This is a genomic window from Niastella koreensis GR20-10, assembly GCF_000246855.1.
Classification (GTDB): domain Bacteria; phylum Bacteroidota; class Bacteroidia; order Chitinophagales; family Chitinophagaceae; genus Niastella; species Niastella koreensis.
On record NC_016609.1, the window covers coordinates 7185732 to 7205123 of the forward strand.

At 43.8% G+C, this 19392-nt stretch carries 17 protein-coding genes; 5 read left to right on the plus strand and 12 right to left on the minus strand.

All coding sequences use genetic code 11. From position 1 onward, the window contains the following. Positions 1–2064, minus strand: a complete 2064-nt coding sequence (ftsH, locus tag NIAKO_RS28395) for an ATP-dependent zinc metalloprotease FtsH (RefSeq protein WP_014221908.1) — start codon at positions 2062–2064, stop codon at positions 1–3. A 138-nt stretch (positions 2065–2202) separates the two neighbouring features. Further along, complete coding sequence (gene rsfS, locus NIAKO_RS28400; RefSeq protein WP_041349522.1) at positions 2203–2604, minus strand: ribosome silencing factor; 402 nt, start codon at positions 2602–2604, stop codon at positions 2203–2205. Between the two features lie 192 nt (positions 2605–2796). On the opposite strand from rsfS, the gene NIAKO_RS28405 reads away from it, so the two are divergent. Further along, positions 2797–3555: a biotin--[acetyl-CoA-carboxylase] ligase gene (locus tag NIAKO_RS28405; protein WP_071884257.1), complete on the plus strand. Its 759-nt coding sequence runs from the start codon at positions 2797–2799 to the stop codon at positions 3553–3555. Positions 3556–3675: 120 nt separating this feature from the next. Here the strand turns inward: NIAKO_RS28405 and NIAKO_RS28410 are convergent, their stop codons facing one another. The 4 genes from NIAKO_RS28410 to NIAKO_RS28425 are packed head-to-tail and all read right to left on the minus strand — an operon-like array spanning position 3676 to position 5994. After that, positions 3676–4566 carry a DUF5777 family beta-barrel protein gene (locus tag NIAKO_RS28410; protein WP_014221911.1) on the minus strand — a complete coding sequence of 297 codons (891 nt, stop codon included), beginning with the start codon at positions 4564–4566 and terminating at the stop codon, positions 3676–3678. A gap of 31 nt (positions 4567–4597) precedes the next feature. Further along, entirely contained in the window at positions 4598–5164 is a 567-nt protein-coding gene (locus NIAKO_RS28415; RefSeq protein ID WP_014221912.1) for a YceI family protein, read from the minus strand. Between the two features lie 27 nt (positions 5165–5191). After that, entirely contained in the window at positions 5192–5629 is a 438-nt protein-coding gene (locus NIAKO_RS28420) for an OB-fold protein (RefSeq protein WP_014221913.1), read from the minus strand. Between the two features lie 14 nt (positions 5630–5643). Further along, positions 5644–5994, minus strand: a complete 351-nt coding sequence (locus tag NIAKO_RS28425; protein WP_014221914.1) for a hypothetical protein — start codon at positions 5992–5994, stop codon at positions 5644–5646. A 620-nt stretch (positions 5995–6614) separates the two neighbouring features. On the opposite strand from NIAKO_RS28425, the gene NIAKO_RS28430 reads away from it, so the two are divergent. Next, positions 6615–7835, plus strand: coding sequence for an ROK family protein (locus NIAKO_RS28430; RefSeq protein WP_014221915.1), 1221 nt, complete (start codon positions 6615–6617; stop codon positions 7833–7835). A gap of 87 nt (positions 7836–7922) precedes the next feature. On the opposite strand, the gene bcp is transcribed toward NIAKO_RS28430, so the two are convergent. Beyond that, positions 7923–8384: a thioredoxin-dependent thiol peroxidase gene (gene bcp / locus NIAKO_RS28435; protein ID WP_014221916.1), complete on the minus strand. Its 462-nt coding sequence runs from the start codon at positions 8382–8384 to the stop codon at positions 7923–7925. A 13-nt stretch (positions 8385–8397) separates the two neighbouring features. Further along, on the minus strand, positions 8398–10101 hold the full coding sequence (locus NIAKO_RS28440; protein ID WP_014221917.1) for a M23 family metallopeptidase: 1704 nt from the start codon (positions 10099–10101) through the stop codon (positions 8398–8400). A 308-nt stretch (positions 10102–10409) separates the two neighbouring features. On the opposite strand from NIAKO_RS28440, the gene NIAKO_RS28445 reads away from it, so the two are divergent. After that, complete coding sequence (locus NIAKO_RS28445) at positions 10410–10625, plus strand: hypothetical protein (protein WP_014221918.1); 216 nt, start codon at positions 10410–10412, stop codon at positions 10623–10625. A gap of 349 nt (positions 10626–10974) precedes the next feature. After that, entirely contained in the window at positions 10975–13797 is a 2823-nt protein-coding gene (gene carB, locus NIAKO_RS28450) for a carbamoyl-phosphate synthase large subunit (RefSeq protein ID WP_014221919.1), read from the plus strand. Positions 13798–13876: 79 nt separating this feature from the next. Here the strand turns inward: carB and NIAKO_RS28455 are convergent, their stop codons facing one another. The 4 genes from NIAKO_RS28455 to NIAKO_RS28470 all read right to left on the minus strand — a co-directional run bounded on the left by NIAKO_RS28455 (position 13877) and on the right by NIAKO_RS28470 (position 16642). Continuing rightward, on the minus strand, positions 13877–14533 hold the full coding sequence (locus NIAKO_RS28455) for a response regulator transcription factor (protein ID WP_014221920.1): 657 nt from the start codon (positions 14531–14533) through the stop codon (positions 13877–13879). 21 nt (positions 14534–14554) lie between these two features. Next, the gene (locus NIAKO_RS28460; RefSeq protein ID WP_041347413.1) at positions 14555–15346 is read right to left on the minus strand and encodes a sensor histidine kinase; all 792 of its coding nucleotides are present in this window, start codon (positions 15344–15346) and stop codon (positions 14555–14557) included. A gap of 87 nt (positions 15347–15433) precedes the next feature. Further along, on the minus strand, positions 15434–16081 hold the full coding sequence (locus tag NIAKO_RS28465) for a hypothetical protein (RefSeq protein ID WP_014221922.1): 648 nt from the start codon (positions 16079–16081) through the stop codon (positions 15434–15436). Positions 16082–16174: 93 nt separating this feature from the next. After that, entirely contained in the window at positions 16175–16642 is a 468-nt protein-coding gene (locus NIAKO_RS28470; RefSeq protein ID WP_014221923.1) for a hypothetical protein, read from the minus strand. A gap of 710 nt (positions 16643–17352) precedes the next feature. On the opposite strand from NIAKO_RS28470, the gene NIAKO_RS28475 reads away from it, so the two are divergent. Continuing rightward, positions 17353–19335, plus strand: coding sequence for a ComEC/Rec2 family competence protein (locus tag NIAKO_RS28475; protein ID WP_242675486.1), 1983 nt, complete (start codon positions 17353–17355; stop codon positions 19333–19335). Positions 19336–19392 lie beyond the last annotated feature (57 nt).

Genomic DNA, 19392 nt, shown 5'->3' on the forward strand with positions numbered 1-19392 from the left:
TTAAGTAGCAGGATGATTTGTAACATTGCTGTCGTAAGGAGGAACTCCTTCGCTGATGGCGCCTTCGGTATGACCTTCGCCATCTACATCAAGCGTTTTCTTATCTGTAAAAGGACGTTTGCCAATCAATGCTTCTACATCACTTTGAAACAACACTTCTTTTTCGAGCAAGGCTTCGGCCAGTTTTTCAACCTGTGTCCTTTTCTCGGTAAGCAATTCTTTGGTTTTTTCATATGCCACTTCTATCAGCTTGCGCACCTCCTCATCTATGATTTTGGAAGTTTCTTCTGAGTATGGTTTGGTGAATGAATTTTCTGCAGCAGGATCGTAAAAACTTACATTACCTACTTTTTCATTCATGCCATATACGGTAACCATTGAATAAGCTATACGGGTGATCTGTTGCAGATCGTTCTGTGCACCGGTTGATATTTTACCAAAGAAAATATCTTCACTGGCGCGGCCTCCGAGGGTCATACAAACCTGGTCCATTAACTGATCGGTATTGTACAGGTATTGCTCTTTTGGAGTATACTGTGCATATCCCAGTGCGGCAACGCCACGTGGTACAATGGTAACTTTCAATAATGGATACGCATGCTCCAGGAACCAGCCGCAAATGGCGTGGCCTGCTTCGTGATATGCAATGATGCGTTTTTCGTCGGGAGAAATGATCTTGTTCTTCTTTTCCAAACCACCGATAACACGGTCAACGGCATCCTGGAAGTCGTCCATTTCAACAGATTGCTTTCCTTTACGGGCGGCAATCAGGGCGGCTTCGTTACATATGTTGGCTATATCGGCGCCGGCAAAACCTGGTGTTTGTTCAGCCAGTTTATGAATATCTACTTTTTCTGAGATCTTGATCGGTTTCAGGTGCACCTTGAAGATGTGCTCACGGCCTTTCAGATCTGGTTTGTCAATAGAGATCTGACGGTCGAAACGGCCCGGGCGAAGTAACGCACTGTCCAGTACATCGGGACGGTTGGTAGCTGCGAGTACGATGATGCCGCTTTCGCCGCTAAAGCCATCCATTTCAACCAGTAACTGGTTCAGGGTGCTTTCACGTTCGTCGTTGCTCATGATGGCGTTCTTGCCACGTGCACGGCCAATGGCATCAATTTCATCAATGAAAATGATACAAGGCGCTTTTTCACGGGCTTGTTTGAACAGGTCACGAACACGGCTGGCGCCTACCCCAACAAACAGTTCCACGAAATCACTACCACTCATGCTGAAGAAAGGAACCTGTGCTTCACCGGCCATAGCTTTTGCCAGGAGGGTTTTACCGGTTCCGGGAGGACCTACCAGCAATGCACCTTTTGGAATTTTACCGCCGAGTGAAGTATATTTCTTGGGATTCTTTAAGAAGTCAACGATTTCCATTACCTCTACCTTAGCTTCATCGAGACCGGCAACATCTGCAAACGTGATGTTTACTTTTGTGCCTTTATCGAACAGGGTAGCTCTTGATTTACCGATGTTGAAGATACCACCGGGGCCACTGCCGCCGGAAGCACCGCCACCCATCTTTCGCATTAACATTACCCATATGAGCACAATCACAACAAGGGGTAATAAGAATTGAATGATGGAACCAAACCACTCGCCTTCCTGAATGGGTATGTTGGCAACCCGGGTAAGTTCAGGATGTTTATCGAAGTAAGCGTTCAGTTCTTTATTAAAATCATCGGCTTTAATAACCTTGAATTCAAATTGCGGGCCTTTATCACCTGCGCTGGTCCAGGAGTTCTTTGAAAGCTGATCTTTGTATTTATCTATCTTCTCTTTCTTGATAAATACCCGAACCGTATTTTTATTGGTAACTGTATTAAGCTTTTCTACATCGCCATTATCCAGCATTTTGTAAAACTCGAGGTCGGTAATGGTTTTGGCGTCTGGAGCAAAGGAACCAAATAATTGAAAGCCTACTAAAACTGCGAAAATGATAGCCCAAACCCAGTAAATATTGAATTTTGGACCTTTTCGCTGTCCGCCGCCGTCTTCACGGGGACGTAAGCGAGGGAAATTGCGGTCGTTCTGTCTTGACTCGTCTTGTGACATAGTATATGTTGCTTATCCTTGGTTTTCTAGATAAAATAATTAATGATCGACGACCCTAAATTGTTCGCCTAAAAAGCTGTTAGTTAATCATTATTTCGCATAAAGCCGCATTTTAACATTAAATTTTGCAGGGGGGTACTAATATTCTTCACCTTCAGCATCCATCCACATTTCTTCCAGCTTGTAAAACTTGCGGGTTTCGGGCTGCATAATATGCACGACAACATTAACATAATCGATTAGTATCCAGTGAGCTGCCTGTTGCCCTTCGCTATGGAAAGGAGCTTCCTCAACTGTTGTTTTTAAATGCTCCTGTACATAGTCAGCAATAGCCTTTACCTGGGTGGTACTACTGGCTTCGCAAATAATAAAAAAGTCGGCAACAGCTTCGGGAATTTTACGCAGGTCCAACGACACAATATGCTCTCCCTTCTTTTCCTTTATGGCGTGAATGATTGCTTTGAAAATCTTTGAATTTTTTGTTAACCGGGCTACACTATTTCGTTTACGACGGGTAGCTAACAATGAAACTTGTTCCAATAATCCTGTGTTTAAATGATCAATGTGTTTTAGGTCTGTAGTGAGGAGCTTTGCAATCTGGCTCATTTTCTTCCCTGACCGCGGGAAGTGACTACTGGTATTAAAATACGAATAAATTCGCTTATTACCGCATTTCTTCCTAAACGCTCAAGGCTTATTCCTAATTTCGCGCATCCCAAAATTAATAATCTTTTGTCACATCCTCGTCAGGATGCCCCTATTGGTCATCCTTATATAATATTACCCACAATAGACAGCACCAACAACTATGCCATGCGGCAAATACAAGCCGGATTGGCAAATCACGGTGCTACCTGGTTTGCCCTGGAGCAAACAGCCGGTAAAGGACAACGTGGAAAAAGCTGGTTAACAACTCCTAACCAGAATATAATGCTTAGTTCGGTTATTGTACCTGGCTTATTGCCCAGCCGCCAGTTCTGGTTATCTGCCACAGTAGCCCTCGCCTGTTATGACTTTTATAAAAGATATGCCGGGGACGAAACAGCTATTAAATGGCCTAATGATGTGTATTGGCGTGACAGAAAGGCAGGTGGCATTTTAATAGAAAACGTATTCCGTGGTACCGACTGGTTATTTGCCGTGGTGGGTATTGGAATAAACGTTAACCAGGTTGTTTTTGACCCCAGTTTGCCCAACCCGGTTTCGTTGAAACAGATCACCGGGAAAGATTTTGATGCCGCCGAATTAGGTAAAGAACTCTGCCAGGCGCTGGAGCACCGCTACCGGCAATTACAGAGCGGCGGTTTTGAAACCATTATGCAGGAATATCAACAGGTGTTATACAAATTACACCAGCCCGTTACCCTGAAAAAAGGCGTCGTTTTGTTTGAAACCACTATCATGGGGGTTTCTGACAATGGTCAGCTGCTAACCAAAGACGTAATGGAACGGGCATTTGATTTTGGCGAAGTAGAAATGCTGATTCGATAATATGCTATTGGGCTAATATGCTAATTGAGAGTAGTAACCTATTTGATATCGGGCTGCATAACGGCGCATTACCCCATTACCCCATTAGCATATTAGCCCATTAGCATATTAGCCCATTAGCTAATTCTTCTTCCTGTGCGCTACCTGGAAAACTCTCGACAGGTTAAAGCCGAACCGGATTTCGCCTTTCCAGAAATCGTTTGTAGTGCCGGTGATGAAGGCTTTTTCGTTCATTCCTACGCTGTTGCTAAAATGTAACTGAAATACGTGGCCGCCGGTCTCAATATCAAACCCTGCAGAAAGGGGATCCTTGGTTCCGGGCTCACGTCCGGCCAGGATGGGATGATAATCTACTACGAACGCCGTACGTTTCGACAACTTCAACCGGCCCCCGATGCCTAATGCCCAGGTATTATTGTCCTGATCGGCTTTGGCAACCAGGTTGCGGTGAACCATTATAGGGCTTACCTGCAAACTGAAAGCCTTGCTGAATTTGCGGCCGATGATTATCTGGTGGTAATAAGCTACGCGGGAAGAGAAATAGTTTTTCCGGGTTGTATCTGCCCAGGGCATGGTTTGAACGGTTACACCCGATACCCATAATACAGAAACCGGTGAACCGCCGTTGGCGCCCTGGCGTATAGCACGGAATTTAAAAAAGGCATCCAGTTCTTTATTCAAAGTACTTCTTCCTACGCCTATGCCTAAGTTATCGGTTATGCCGTAATCAAAACCCAGTCGCATACTGGCCTGGTCTAATCCAAATAATTGTTTAGGGCCATCGCTGATGAGGCCAAAACGGTGCAGAATGCGCACATCCAGCACGCCCCTGCCCAGCATTTCCATAGACTGGCCATTGATAACGCGTGTTGATTTGAACGCGCCCGTTGCATATTCTCTTTTTGCAGAATCCTTAACCATGCTTAACAGGTCTTTTTCCTGCGCCTGAATGGTATTGGCTGCCGTAATAACAAAACAGGCAGTCAATAGTAGGTAGGTTATTTTGCTCATATCGGTTGGTTTTTAGTTTGGTTCGTGCGGTTTATTGTTTCAAAGGTTCCAGGGTACAGTTTACGCTGATGTTTATTGTATCCGACATATTCTCTGCTACCGAGCCTGGTATGTCGATGTCGTACTCAGACATCTGAATTTTAAATTTTGACGCTGCTATCAGTTTGCCTTCTTTCACAGTGATCTTACCATCAGCCTCAACATCTTTTGTTTGGCCATGCAGCGTAAGCTTGCCTTTTATATGCACAGTATAACTACCGTCTTTTGTGTAGTTTACATCACTGTTATTAGTGATTTGCCCACGAAATTCTGACTTGGGATATTTATCGCTTTCCACATAGTTTTCGTTGAAGTGTTCCTGCATCAATGCTTTTCTGAATTCAAAGCCTTTCATAAGAACTGCAAACTGGATGTCGCCGGTTTTTGAATCGAGCACACAGGTAACGCTGCGATGAGTGGCCTCAATGGTTTCAATATTGCCTTTTGAATAAAACTGAATGTTGCCGCTTTTGGTGAAGAATTTGTCCTGTGCCATTAACGATGCTGCCATCAGTATAAAGCAGCACGATATGATGCCTTTCTTTATCAAGAAACTCATAGTAAATTATTTGTTTTTAACAATTGTTTAGTTGGCTATAACGCAGCGGTTCAACTGAACATCTGAACCCAGTAGTCCGGTTTCATCTTTATTAAACCCGGTAATGGCCCCTTTAATGGTTATTACTGCGCCTTTTTGTAACGAACCTATTGTGGAATTGGCCGTGCTGTCGATTACACAACGCACGCCCGACATATCACTGGTGTCGCCCAATACAACGGTACTCTGTGCTGCTTCTACATTCCTGACCATTCCTTTTACCGCTAATATTTTATTCATGTACTTTTTATTAGCCGCATCCTCGCTGCTAACAAATTCCTTGATCAGGTCTGTAGCGTTTACAGAAAAATCCGCACGTACATTCGCAAGGCCCTGAACGGTTCTGTTAAACTGATACCAGCCGTATCCTGCTGCCAATGCGATAACTACTACTATACCACCAATGATTGTCCTTTTCTTGTTCATGTAAGAATGTGAATTTAATTGTTGAGTGCGCCTCCGTCAACCCAACAGCTTATTGATTTTATTTGGCTTTGTGTAAGTGAGCCGTCCTTAGGCATAAAACGGGAAACCACGGCCGATTTTATTTCTGTTGCTGCATTTTTTATTTGTGTATATGAGGTAAGGGGGCCAGGGCCATTGTTGTATCCTGCGCCATGACAATCGGGTTTTGCACACCGGGATTGGATAATAGGCATTACATCCGCTGCAAATGATGCATTGATACCATCGCACGTTGAAGCCCCGTATAAGATCTCTTCCTTGTCGTTATAACAACCTAAAAACAGGAACATACTGCCTGCCAAAACGCCTGTAATTTTTTTAATCATAGTAGAGCAATTAAATAAGCTGATTAAGAAGCTTTAATAGTTTTTCAATAAGAGCATGCATACATGCAATTTTCTATGCAGTTGTACGATTAACCGTTTCATTTGGTTGCCTTTCATTGATATTCGTGGGAAACTTACAGCAGTTATAATAAAAAACCCTGTCCTTAAAAGGACAGGGTAACCAAACCCTAAAACTAAAAAATAACCCATATAGAAGCAAGCCGGTTGCCCGGCCTGCTTACAGAGTTTGTATCAGGGTATTATCGCAATACACTTTACCAGATAATAATGATAATAAGACAGCCGCAATAACTCTTAACCTGCAGCGGTCAGGGAACAGGCATACAGCTCCGCCACCGGCAGATAGCCATAATACTATACGATAAAGAATTAAACATAGTTGCCCCGGCTTATACATTCCGGTTCACCATCCCACCACATTAAAACCAGATTAAAGGGGCAGGGTTTATAAAAAGCAGGTATCTAAATAAATAAGGTAATGCGCTAAAACAACGATATTGTAGGTGTGGTTTTTACCTGTTACGCGGTGCAGGCTTTTGTGAATTGCTTTAAAGTTCAGGTACTTAACAGTAAATTTGATTAAAGTTCAGCAACAGTACATGACGGAAAAAAATCAACTGTATAAGAAAAAGATCATAAAACATCTTTATTTCTCTAATATGCTATCCTGCGCCGACCTGAGCGACAAGATCCATAAGAGTTTACCCGTCACTACCAAAATGTTGGGAAAGCTTATTGAGGAAGGCTGGGTTACCGAAACCGGCTTTGCAGCATCAACCGGTGGCAGGCGGGCCGTTATGTATTCGATGAAACCTGATGTTTTATATGTAGTATCGGTGGCCATGGACCAGCTGATTACCCGCATTGCCATTTTGAACATGCAGAACACCCAGGTGGCCGCCACAGAACTCTTTGAGCTGCCTTTATTAAAGAATCCCCAGGCGCTTGATACACTTACCGAAAAAATTGATGAGGTTATAACCCGGTCGGGCATCTCAAAAAACAGTATTGCCGGCGTGGGCATAGGAATGCCCGGCTTTGTTGATTCGGCCAAGGGAATGAATTATACCTTTCTTGAACCTGAACAGGGTACCCTTACCCAATACATTTCATCAAAACTTAAACTACCGGTATACATCGATAACGATTCCCGCCTGATTGCCCTGGCCGAGTTAATGTTTGGCGCTGCCCGCAGTAAAAAGAACGCCATGGTCATAAATGTGGGCTGGGGCGTTGGTTTAGGCATGATCCTGAATGGGGACCTCTTCCGGGGTCACAATGGGTTTGCCGGCGAGTTCAGCCATATTCCGCTATTCCTGAATAATAAATTATGCAGCTGCGGCAAAAGCGGCTGCCTGGAAACTGAAACCTCCCTGCTGGTGGTTATTGAAAAAGCAAACAAGGGCTTAAAGGAGGGGAAAATTTCGTTGCTGAAAGAATTGCCCCTGGATCATGCGGAGCAGGCCTTCCAGGACATCATAAAAGCAGCAGGCAAAGGCGATAAGTTTGCAGTAGAAATATTATCCGAGTCTGGATATAATATAGGTAGAGGTGTGGCCATCCTGATCCACTTACTGAACCCTGAAGTGGTTATCTTAAGCGGCCGGGGGTCATCGGCAGGAAAGATCTGGCAGGCGCCCATTCAACAGGCATTAAACGAGCATTGTATTCCCCGCCTGGCTTCCAATACTGAAATTCAAATCTCTTCTCTCGGCTATCAGGCCGAAGTTACTGGCGCTGCTGCCCTGGTAATGGAAAACTTCGAAAAAAACGAGTTTAAAAAGGAACCGGCACAGCCCGAAAAGTTGATGAAGAAGTAAAGGAATTGGAATAACAAGGTGCCGTAGGTGCTATTTTTTCAGGAATAACACAATGGTACACTCCCTAATTCATTGATATTAATCAAGTTATTCCTCAGCAGCTATAATCTCTTCAGCATGCTGCTTATTCTTAGGCCGCAGAAAGATCTTGCTGATAACTCCCTTTTCATTGATCACAAAAGTGGTGCGGTGAACCCCCATATACTTATTACCAAACATTTGCTTTTCGCCCCAAACTCCATACTTATTTATAATAGCGTGATCGGCATCGGCCAGCAAAGTAAACGGCAGGTTGAACTTGGCCTCAAACTTTTTATGGCTTTTTTCATCGTTCGGACTAACACCTATTACCTCAAAACCATGTTTCTTTAACAAGGCATAGTTATCACGCAAATTACAAGCCTGTACGGTACAGGTAGGCGTATCGTCTTCAGGGTAAAAATACAGCACCACTTTTTTGCCCTTGAGCTCGCTGAGCGTAACTTTTTTGCCGTTCTGGTCTTTGCCGCTAAATGCCGGGGCCTTATCGCCTTCTTTCAATGTGATCATATGATTCTTAAGATTAGCGGGTAAAATTATACGTTTTCTCGGTTACATTCCCAGCCTCATCCTCTGCATGGATTTTCAATTCGTGCTGGCCGGCCATACACTTTTCATCAAACTGATAAATAAACGTCACCCCTTTATCATTGGTGAACCGCAACCATTTGCCATCCAGTTCAACCCACACATTCCCGATCTCTTCCAGATTATCTTTTACAGTAAAAACCAGGCGGGAGGCTTTGCTTAAGTCAGTTCCATCTGCAAAACCAACGGGTGTTATTACAGGAGGTTCAATATCAAGCACCAGTTGAAAACTTCCCAGATCACGGAACCGGCTCGATGCCCAGTTGCCCTGCCATTGCACTTTTTGTACTTCTCTTTTAGTGCCGGCAAACCATTGCATTACTGTTCGTGATTTTTCCGCATCGGTCAACGTTCGTACAGGTTGAATGCGAACCAGCATGGAATCCCGGATGGGGATATACGCGGCTCCAATGGTATGTATAGATGATATTACCTGGTCATTTGAATTGGCCGATTTGGTATACCGGATGTGCACCGAATCGTATAAACAACGTTCCCCAAGGAAAAATTCACATTCGGGATTTTCCAGGCCATCCATCATCATGGGATGAAACAGTTTGCCAGCCGGTGCCGGTTCGGGGCTGCCTTTTACGTACCGCACCTTACATTCAAGCGTACTGCTGTTTCCGCTGGCGTCTTTTACCAGGATGGTGATGGCGTGTACACCCCCATCGCTTACGTCAATGGCGCCATTACCTTTCTTGCGTTTGTAAATAGCGTTTGTATATCCCGGCAGTTCCGACAAATGCTGTAAAAAAGGGCCACCCTGGAATTTGGTCTTGTAGTCGATATGTGCATTCAGATCGCGGGTATCGTTGTAACTGATATTATCCATCCTGAAGGCAACCACCGGCTGTCCATCAACCGTAAGAGTAGATTCATAGATGCCATTGTGGTTGGTAGAACCGGTTTGGGTATCATAAGCACCGATTGCAAAACTTATGAGGGGGGAAGAAACGGTGATAATTGAGGGCGTTGTTGTATAGGTTGAACCGGAATGGGCTTTTACCGGGAACAGGCGGGGCGATTGTTCATATACGCTACGGGATCTGTCGTATATCGCCAGCCGTTGTAACCGGGGCGGCACGTTATCAGGGATCTGAAATCCAAACAAAAAGGGATTCACATTTACATCGCCATCCGAGCGCCTGACCTCAAAATGCAGGTGTGGCGCCTGGGAGCCACCGGTATTACCGCTACTGGCCAGGAAATCGCCTTTTTTTACCGGGAACAGGTCGGGTGTTAATTCGAGAAAAACCTTCCACGATTGTTGTGCGTATTGCTTGTCTTTTACCCATTTTTCAAGAGCGGGGTTAAATGCATTCAAATGGGCATATACCGTAGTAAAACCATTGGGATGGGTAATGTAAATAGCCCGGCCAAAACCATAGGGCTCTATCTTGATGCGGCTGATGTAGCCATCTGCCGCCGCATATACGGGCAGGTTTTCACGAGCGTTCGTTTTAATATCAAGGCCCATGTGATAGTGATTAGGCCGTAGTTCTCCAAAATTGCCTGCAAGGCGAATGGGTATTTCAAGCGGATCGCGGAAATATCCCTGCGGGTAACTGGCAGGCTGAAAGATCTGAGCAACCAGCCCGGTGCTGTTCAATAATAAAAATAGTGTGAGTATTCTCATGGGTGATTAATATGGCTGCAAAACTAAGTGGTTGAGAATAATGAAGGAAATGTTATGTAAAAATTGAGATAAGTCGTCTTGGAAAAGTAACCCAAAATCTAATATTAAAAAAACATTAAGGCGGGTTACCTGCACAGTTAAATCAGAATAAAATAAAAATGGAACTGCTAGGAGTTTTTAACTGTTAATTTTAAAAAAATACCCACATAGTGGTATGATTTTTATAAACATTGGAACAGCTTTTGGCGTATATAAGTTGTCTTAAATAATAACAAGTATAGTCTAGAACAATTTTACAAACTCGGTTTATGAAAACGCTAAGGAACAGAATGATACTAGTATTGGCGCTGTCGGTTGGAACGATCGTAGGTATCTTTCGTGGAAATGAAGCTAAACAGAAATGGGTATTCCGTATCAGAAGTCGTTTTGACGAAAAACGTCAAATAGCGGAAGAAAGAAAACTGGTACGGGGTGGGGGTGTTGCACTTGATGACATCGAATTAGCCGCTTTTCACAACAACTGATTAAAAATAATTTCAGCCAGCAATTCAAAGCCTTTGCCGGATGGTAAAGGCTTTTTTATTGTCTGAACTGGAATGCCTGGGATTTATGGGATTCTTGTGATATTGACAGGCCCATCACTCAAACTACGGAATATCCTCTTTTCCAGTGAAATATCTCCTTTCTCATTCTCCCACATCTCTCATGCATCTCACCAATCCAGGTTCAGACAAAAATTAATCGGCAAAATTCCCCTCGCTGCCTTACTTTTGCGCAATTTATCCCGCCAATATGACCACAAAATTGTGCAGGAAAGGCGTCAGATAAAGGTTCAACCAAGGTTTAATTAAAAAAAATCGCTCTTTACTCAAAATGCCAAAAGACACTTCTATCAAGTCAGTATTAATTATCGGTTCAGGTCCCATTGTTATCGGCCAGGCTTGTGAATTTGATTATTCCGGTTCACAGGCAGCCCGTAGTATCAGGGAAGAAGGAATTAAAGTAATTCTAATCAACAGTAACCCTGCAACCATCATGACCGATCCTATGATGGCCGATAAGGTTTACCTGTTGCCACTGACGGTAGAAAGCATTGAGCAAATTCTGGAAGAAAACCAGATTGATGCGGTGCTACCGACCATGGGCGGACAAACAGCCTTAAACCTGGCTAAAGAGGCAGCAGAATTAGGTGTGTGGGAAAAATACAACGTTCGATTGATCGGGGTTGATATTGCCGCCATCGATACAGCTGAAGACCGGGAAAAATTCCGCCAGCTGATGTTGAAGATAGGCGTTGCGGTTGCTCCATCAAGAGTAGCCAACTCCCTGCTCGAAGGAAAGGAATTTGCCCAGGAAATTGGATTCCCCCTCGTAATTCGCCCTTCATTCACCCTGGGTGGAACCGGTGGCGGATTCGTTCACGACAAATCTGAACTGGAAGCAGCCCTCGACAGAGGTTTGAAAGCTTCTCCCATACACGAGGTACTCGTTGAAAAAGCCGTACTGGGTTGGAAAGAATACGAACTGGAACTGCTGCGCGACAAGAATGATAACGTTGCCATCATTTGTACCGTTGAGAACCTCGATCCAATGGGTGTTCATACCGGCGACTCCATCACCGTAGCCCCGGCCATGACCCTGAGCGATACTGCGTTCCAGGACATGCGCAACAAGGCCATCCTCATGATGCGCAGCCTCGGCAACTTCGCCGGTGGTTGTAATGTGCAGTTTGCATTGGACCCTGTAACCGAACAACTGATCTCTGTTGAAATAAATCCACGCGTGAGCCGGTCATCGGCCCTGGCCTCTAAAGCCACCGGTTACCCCATTGCCAAAATAGCCGCCAAACTCGCTATCGGCTATAACCTCGATGAACTGAAGAACCAGATCACCAAAACCACTTCGGCTTACTTTGAGCCGGCGCTGGATTACGTGATCGTGAAAATGCCCCGCTGGAACTTTGACAAATTCAAAGGCGCCAACGATACCCTCGGTTTGCAAATGAAAAGTGTGGGCGAGGTAATGTCAATCGGCAGAAGCTTTACTGAAGCCATTCAAAAAGCCTGTCAGAGCCTCGAGAACAACGCAGTTGGACTGGGTTACTATGGTAAAAGCCAGATGCATGCTGAGGAACTGATCGAATACATCAAGACCCCGAAATGGGACCGCATCTTCCGCATTAAAGATGCCCTTATGGCTAGCGTATCGGTTGGAACCATTGCCAAAGCCACCCTTATTGACCGCTGGTTTATCAATGAGATCAAAAAGATCGTTGATCTGGAAAAAGAGATTGAAAAATATAAAATGGCCACCCTGCCTGTTGAACTGCTAAAAGAAGCCAAATTCATGGGCTTCAGTGATGAGCAGATCTGCAAAATTATGCAGGATGGTAACGACGAAGAAGTATACGAAAAACGGAAAGCAGCAGGCATTACCCGCGTTTACAAAATGGTTGATACCTGCAGCGCCGAGTTTGAGGCCAAAACACCTTACTTCTATTCTACCTTCGAGTCAGGTAATATTTCTGAAAGCAAAGTCAGCGACCGCAAAAAAGTGATCGTGCTCGGTTCAGGCCCCAACCGCATTGGTCAGGGTATTGAGTTCGACTACTGCTGTGTGCATGGCTTGCTGGCACTGAAAGAGTGCGGTTACGAGGCCATCATGATGAACTGTAACCCCGAAACAGTGTCAACCGACTTCGACATGGCCGATAAACTGTACTTTGAACCCGTATTCTGGGAGCACCTGTGGGAGCTGATTGAGCATGAAAAACCAGAAGGTGTTATTGTTCAGTTGGGCGGACAAACAGCCCTGAAGCTGGCCGAAAAACTGACCAAAAAGGGCGTTAAGATTATTGGTACTTCGTTCGACAACATGGACATCGCAGAAGACCGCGGTCGCTTTAGCGATATGCTGAAAGAACTGGGCATCCCTTACCCTAATTACGGAACAGCCTTTACAGTTGATGAAGCAGTTGAAGTAGCCAATAAAGTAGGGTACCCTGTACTGGTTCGCCCCAGCTATGTATTAGGCGGCCAGCGCATGCGTATCGTAATCAACGATGAAGAAGTTGAAAAAGCAGTAGTAAGCCTGCTGAAACATATCCCCGGCAACAAGATCCTCATCGATCACTTCCTCGATCGTTGCCAGGAAGCTGAAATTGACGCCATTTGCGACGGAGAAAGCGTTCACATAATGGGTGTAATGGAACACATTGAGCCTGCTGGTATCCACAGTGGTGACAGCAACGCGGTGTTACCTCAGTTCAACCTGAGCCCCCTGGTTGTGGAAACTATGGAAGAATACGCGCGCAAGATCGCGTTCAAATTAAATATCAAAGGTCTCATCAACATTCAGTTTGCCATCAAAGACGGTAAAGTGTATGTGATTGAAGCTAACCCACGCGCATCGCGCACCACACCGTTTATTGCCAAAGCCTACCAGATCCCCTACCTGAATGTAGCTACCAAGATCATGTTAGGCGCCAATAAACTGCGCGACTTTAAATTCGTAAAACGCCTGAAGGGCTATGCGATCAAAGAGCCGGTGTTCAGCTTTGAAAAGTTCCCTGGAGTAAGCAAAGAGCTGGGACCTGAAATGAAAAGCACTGGTGAAGCCATCCGCTTCATTAAAGACCTGCGCGATCCATACTTCCGTCAACTGTACAAAGACAGAAGTATGTACCTGAGCAAATAGTCATTGTAACGCTATATAAAAAGCCCTCCCGATGCATCGGGAGGGCTTTTTTGTTGCTATTAATAAGTTGCAGAATAATTTAGATCTCCACCATGTTGTGCTTGATGGCATAAATAACCAGCCCCACCCGGGTTTTAACGCCCAGTTTTTCAAAAAGGGAGTTACGATAATCATCTACGGTACGTGGGCTAACGTACATCTTGCCGGCAATGTCTTTATAGGTTAATTCGGTGCAAACCCACTTCAGAAATTCCCGCTCCTTTTCGGTGAGGTGTATGGGCTCCTGCGGCTTATCCATGTCTTTGTGTAAACCGCTGATGATCTTACCAGATATCAGTTCAGAAAGATAGAAGTCTTTATGCATGACCGAATCCAACGCCAGTTTTAATTCTTCCGGCTCCGCATTCTTCATTATATATCCTTTGGCGCCCAGGCGCAGCATGCGGATAATTATATTTTCATCGCTGAACATGGAAAGTGCCAGGATCTTTACCTGTGGGAAATTCTTGTAAATCCACTTGGCGGTTTCATACCCATCTATATCGGGCATGTTTACATCAAGCAAAATAATATCGGGTATAATATGCTTGTTAAGCTTTTCCTTAACCTCCAGTCCGTTACTTGCCTCAAACAACACTTTATAATTCTCAAATGAATTAATCAACCGAGCCAGTGCATTTCGCAATAAATTATGGTCATCGGCAACAGCTACCTGTATGTTTTTGTTAACAGTCATTATGTACGCGCATTCACTTTTTTAATCGGGTAAGGGCAATTGGATGGTAACAGTAGTGCCTTTGCCAGGTTCACTTTGCATGTCTATATCAGCACCAATGAGTTTTGCCCGGTTGAAAATACTCTTTAATCCAACACCAGCCGCAGACGAAGTAGAATTTTTCTTTTCTGCCACATTGAAACCCACCCCGTCATCTATTATTTTCATTATGAATTTGTCTTCGAGATAGGCTAAGCTTACCTGTATTTTCTGGGCCTTTGAGTGTTTTAAGATATTGTTGAGGTTTTCCTGGAAGATCCTGAATAATACGATCCCTTTCTGATCATCAAAGCTTTGCTCAATACCAGAGTTTGAGAATTCGATATCGAGCAACCCGGTGCGGTTTATATTCTCCAGCTCGAAGTGAATGGATTCAGGCAGCCCGATCTGTGTTATACGATCGGTATGCAGGCTCTTGGTAAGGTTAGCCAGGTCAATCATGGCCTTATTCAGCACTCCACGGGCGCCTTGTATAGGTTCAAACGCCTCGTGATCATTGCTCATGGGCAATACCGCCAGGGAAAGCTTTACTACCGACAACATCTGCCCTATATTGTCGTGCAACTCCTGACCAATATTCTTAAAGGTTTCTTCCTGTATCTCCAGTTGCGACTTCAACGTTTCCCGCTCATACTCCTCCTTCATGCGAATTATCTCCGACTCCTGCCGGTGTTGTCTGCGCTGGTACAGGAAAAGGGTGGTAACAATAAAGCCTACCAGCAATACTGCCAGTATAGCGCCCATTATTATTACTATATAAATATCCGTACTCATATTACAACCATTGCGGCAAGCAATTTAGCACAAAGTTCAAACCAACAGGGTAGCAGGGGTACTGTTTTTATAAACCAATCGTAAAACCTATAATACTGTGCGTATTTTCCGGAACCTGACCCGGCACAGGAAAGCAATGGAAAATAAAGAATATAATAAAATGTTCAGGATCTGCAGAACGGCATTCAGGTTAAGCAATATAATACGCGGTAACCCGTACAAATGGTTCCATAAACCCACCAATGGAAAAGAACAGGTATAAAAAAATAACAGCCCTGAACATATCCAGAATGCCGGCTCCTTTACCAGGTTTACCGAATGCGTGGTTTGAAATATTTCATAAAAATAATAGATGCAGGCGCCAACAATCAGTAAACAACCCAGCGAGTAAGTATTCGTATGAAAGGTGTTTTCTTGAAAAAACAGCATGTTAATTAATACCAGTACCGGATAAATGGCCATTAACAACACGATGAGCTTTTTGACTCTTACATTATATATGATACGTCTTAAAATGTATAGGTAAAAAATAAACTCGAATGTGGTAAATATATTATACATCGGGATCGAATCAATTTTCCTTTTTACGAGAAGATCCCCAATGATCTCAATAATAATGGTCAATAATAGAAAAAAGGGAAATGTTTTCAGGTACCTGGGCAGCGATGCCTGAAAAAACAAGGCCAGGGACGCTAAAAAGCAAATCACTTCAATTATTAGAGAAAATAGGCTCATCAGGCACTAATGTAGAAAATTCAGCATAAAAAAAAAATCCGCTCCGGATAATCCGGGGCGGATTTTAAAAATATATTAAGTCCTGATAATTTCTTAGATCACGATCATACCATCTCCCTTGTCTACGATGGTAATACCCAAACCGTCCCAATCGGTTTCAACGCCTCCGGGAGGTAATGAACCCATATTGTAAGCCAGCAGTTGCTTGCCGTTGCTTGTTTGCTGATAAACGTTCTTGTGAGCAAAACCATTTTCAGTTTCCTGACGATCTGTTGCTACAAACACAGTAGTTTGTCTGCCGGCATATCCTGGTCTTTCTGCAAAGTTTTCGGGGTAAACACCAAAGTGAATGCTAACGGCATTGGCGCCGGCAGCCTTTGAACGTTGCAAAAATTCTTCTAATTCTTCAATTGTATAAAAAAGGCTCAGCGTATCCTCTTTACCCATGCGCTCAGAATTCTGCTGCCATCTTTCTTGTTTATAGGTACGAATGAGGGTATCAACGTGGTTCGTGTTTACGTATCTTCCTACCGCTAAGGAATTTTTTTCAATTGTAGTCATAGCTTGTGAGTTTTGTTTAGTTGTGATTGTGTTGTCGATGTGAAGGTAGCGGCGAGCGCATAGAAAACTTCGGCTACAACTGAATGTTAGACAACTAATTACGAATTACTATTATTCATAACGTGAAGGAGTTCAACGAGTCACGTGAAAATGACGGTGTAAATACCGTGAAATGAAGAAGAAATAACCGTTTAAAAAACACCTCTTATCCCCGTCTTTTTACGGGGGTGCTTAGCCCGCTAATTCCCCGTACAAAATACCGTAGTTAATAAATCGCGCTTTTCTGGCATGTATCCGGTTTTTGTCTGAAATTAGACATGGAGAGTTGCTATCATCCCGTTTTATAAATCCAATGGTCCTGTGAAAACCCGCCGACAGATTTCCTCAAGGCTTTTGTTATCCGCAAATACTCTTGAGGAAATTTTATTCTGAACACAGAATTTTCCTTTTCAAACTACCTGCTTTATCTTTTTACCATTAGCCTTGTCCTTTTTTGATAAAGTAGGTAGTTTGTTTTTAAATCCCCTCCATTCTCTTACTCACAGATTCCCCTTGTAATTTATTATTGCTGGTCTTTTGTAATTTCACTTAGTGGTATGTCTCATTTGCCTGCCTGGCCCATTTGGAAAGAATCACCTTTTATCCGGCTTATAATCCCGCTTATCGCCGGCATTGCTTATCAGTGGTATTGGCCCTTCCCCATTTATTTCATGTGGCTGATTTTAGCCCTCAGTACTAGTGCGCTATCGCTTCTTCAAGCTCAATCGCTTTCACGCCAATACCGTGCCCGATGGCTTAACGGCATATGCTTGCATGCAACGCTATTTGCCACAGGAGGTTTAGTATTATTTTATGGTGATAATCAACATCAAAAAACGAGTATTACCAGGCAGAATACAGCAGGAAAGGTTATTCTGGTAACCATTGAAGAACCACTGTCTGAAAAAACACAATCCTGGAAAACCATTGCATCCGTTCAGGCAGTTTTGTTTGACCATTCTCTTAACAAAGCCAGCGGAAAGATCCTTCTTTACTTTCAAAAAGACAGTACCAGTCAACGTCTTCAGTATGGCAAACAATTATTACTCTATAAAACATTGCAACCGGTAAAAAATACTGGTAACCCTGGCTGCTTCGACTATCAGCGGTATTGCGCTTTTCAAGGCATTTCACACCAGGTTTATCTTAAGCAGGGCGAGTATGTACCCCTCAAAATAGAAAATGAAAACCTGTTTCGGAAATTTCTTTTTTCCACAAGAGCCAAAATTGTTGCGCTTCTTAAAAAATACATTCCCGGCGATAAAGAAGCCGGGCTTGCTGAGGCCATGCTCATTGGTTATAAAGAAGACCTTGACCAACGCCTGGTTCAATCCTATTCAAATACCGGTGTAGTGCATATCATTGCCATTTCAGGTTTACACCTTGGATTAATTTACTGGTTATTAACGCTGTTATGCAAACCGCTGGCAAAACGTAAAGGAGGTAAACTGGTACAACCCATACTCATTATTGCAGGCCTCTGGTTATTCAGTTTTATCGCGGGTGGTTCACCCTCCGTACTGCGTTCGGCTGTTATGTTCACCTGCGTGGTTATTGGCGCACATTTAAACAGAAAAACATCCATTTACAACAGCCTGGCAGCTTCAGCTTTTCTGCTTCTGTGTTATAACCCATTCTGGCTTTGGGATGCGGGCTTTCAATTGTCATATGCAGCAGTGCTGAGCCTTGCTGTTTTTTATAAGCCTGTTTACAATTTGTTGTTTGTATCGAATAAGCTACTGGACCTTTTATGGAAATCGCTAAGCGTTACACTGGCGGCGCAAATCCTAACGGTGCCGGTTTCGGCATACCTCTTTCATCAATTCCCTAATTTATTTCTCATTGCCAACCTGCTTGCTGTTCCCTTATCGAGCCTCATCATTTTTGGTGAAATACTACTTTGTGCGGTAAGTGTATTACCAATAATGGCTTCAGGTGTTGGTTATCTGTTACACCATACTATATATTGGCTGAATACTTTTATTGAACAGGTAGGCAGCCTGCCTTATGCTACCTTGGGCAACCTGCAAATAAACTCAGCACAACTGGTTTGCCTGTACGTATTTATCGGCGCCATAGCCTGGTGGCTATTGAATAGGAAGCACCAGGGAGTCGTATTGTCGCTAATGGCGCTTTTGTCTTTTATAATATTCCGGACAGTTGATGTTTGGAATACCGGGCAACAAAAAAAACTGATCGTTTATAACATACCCCGGCATAGCGCCATTGACGTTATGGTAGGCACGAAATACTTTTTTAAAGGCGATAGCCTGATTCAACACGACGACCTATTGCAAAAATTTCACCTGCAACCATGTCGGTTACTACACCGCGTAATCAACTCATTTAACCCGGGAAATATACTGGGTGAAAAGAATTTTTACCGGTTCGGGAACACCTCCTTTTTACTGTTTGATGCACCATTGGACCTTTCAAAATTTTACCCAAAAACCCCGATTGATATAATTATAGTTTCCAACAACCCTCCCATTCAAATTGCGCAAATAACGGGTGCATTTCAGTGCCGCCAATTTGTTTTTGACGCATCCAATCCCGCGTGGAAAGTAGCCAAATGGCAGCAGGAATGCGCCCAACTGGGGCTTGCCGCCTTTTCGGTAGCCGATAAGGGTGCTTTTGTTTTCAACCTGTATTAACCTACCTTTGCGCCCTTAAATCAACTATTGATAAGCCATTGATGGTTGGTAATCCCC

Bases quoted from the DNA above. Each gene is read 5' to 3' on its own strand.
- NIAKO_RS28445 (WP_014221918.1), top strand. From the start codon at position 10,410: ATGAAAACGCTAAGGAACAGAATGATACTAGTATTGGCGCTGTCGGTT.
- NIAKO_RS28460 (WP_041347413.1), bottom strand. From the start codon at position 15,346: ATGAGTACGGATATTTATATAGTAATAATAATGGGCGCTATACTGGCA.
- NIAKO_RS28410 (WP_014221911.1), bottom strand. From the start codon at position 4,566: ATGAGCAAAATAACCTACCTACTATTGACTGCCTGTTTTGTTATTACG.
- NIAKO_RS28425 (WP_014221914.1), bottom strand. From the start codon at position 5,994: ATGATTAAAAAAATTACAGGCGTTTTGGCAGGCAGTATGTTCCTGTTT.
- NIAKO_RS28430 (WP_014221915.1), top strand. From the start codon at position 6,615: ATGACGGAAAAAAATCAACTGTATAAGAAAAAGATCATAAAACATCTT.
- NIAKO_RS28465 (WP_014221922.1), bottom strand. From the start codon at position 16,081: ATGAGCCTATTTTCTCTAATAATTGAAGTGATTTGCTTTTTAGCGTCC.
- NIAKO_RS28420 (WP_014221913.1), bottom strand. From the start codon at position 5,629: ATGAACAAGAAAAGGACAATCATTGGTGGTATAGTAGTAGTTATCGCA.
- NIAKO_RS28415 (WP_014221912.1), bottom strand. From the start codon at position 5,164: ATGAGTTTCTTGATAAAGAAAGGCATCATATCGTGCTGCTTTATACTG.
- NIAKO_RS28470 (WP_014221923.1), bottom strand. From the start codon at position 16,642: ATGACTACAATTGAAAAAAATTCCTTAGCGGTAGGAAGATACGTAAAC.
- NIAKO_RS28475 (WP_242675486.1), top strand. From the start codon at position 17,353: ATGTGGCTGATTTTAGCCCTCAGTACTAGTGCGCTATCGCTTCTTCAA.
- NIAKO_RS28440 (WP_014221917.1), bottom strand. From the start codon at position 10,101: ATGAGAATACTCACACTATTTTTATTATTGAACAGCACCGGGCTGGTT.
- carB (WP_014221919.1), top strand. From the start codon at position 10,975: ATGCCAAAAGACACTTCTATCAAGTCAGTATTAATTATCGGTTCAGGT.
- bcp (WP_014221916.1), bottom strand. From the start codon at position 8,384: ATGATCACATTGAAAGAAGGCGATAAGGCCCCGGCATTTAGCGGCAAA.
- ftsH (WP_014221908.1), bottom strand. From the start codon at position 2,064: ATGTCACAAGACGAGTCAAGACAGAACGACCGCAATTTCCCTCGCTTA.
- NIAKO_RS28455 (WP_014221920.1), bottom strand. From the start codon at position 14,533: ATGACTGTTAACAAAAACATACAGGTAGCTGTTGCCGATGACCATAAT.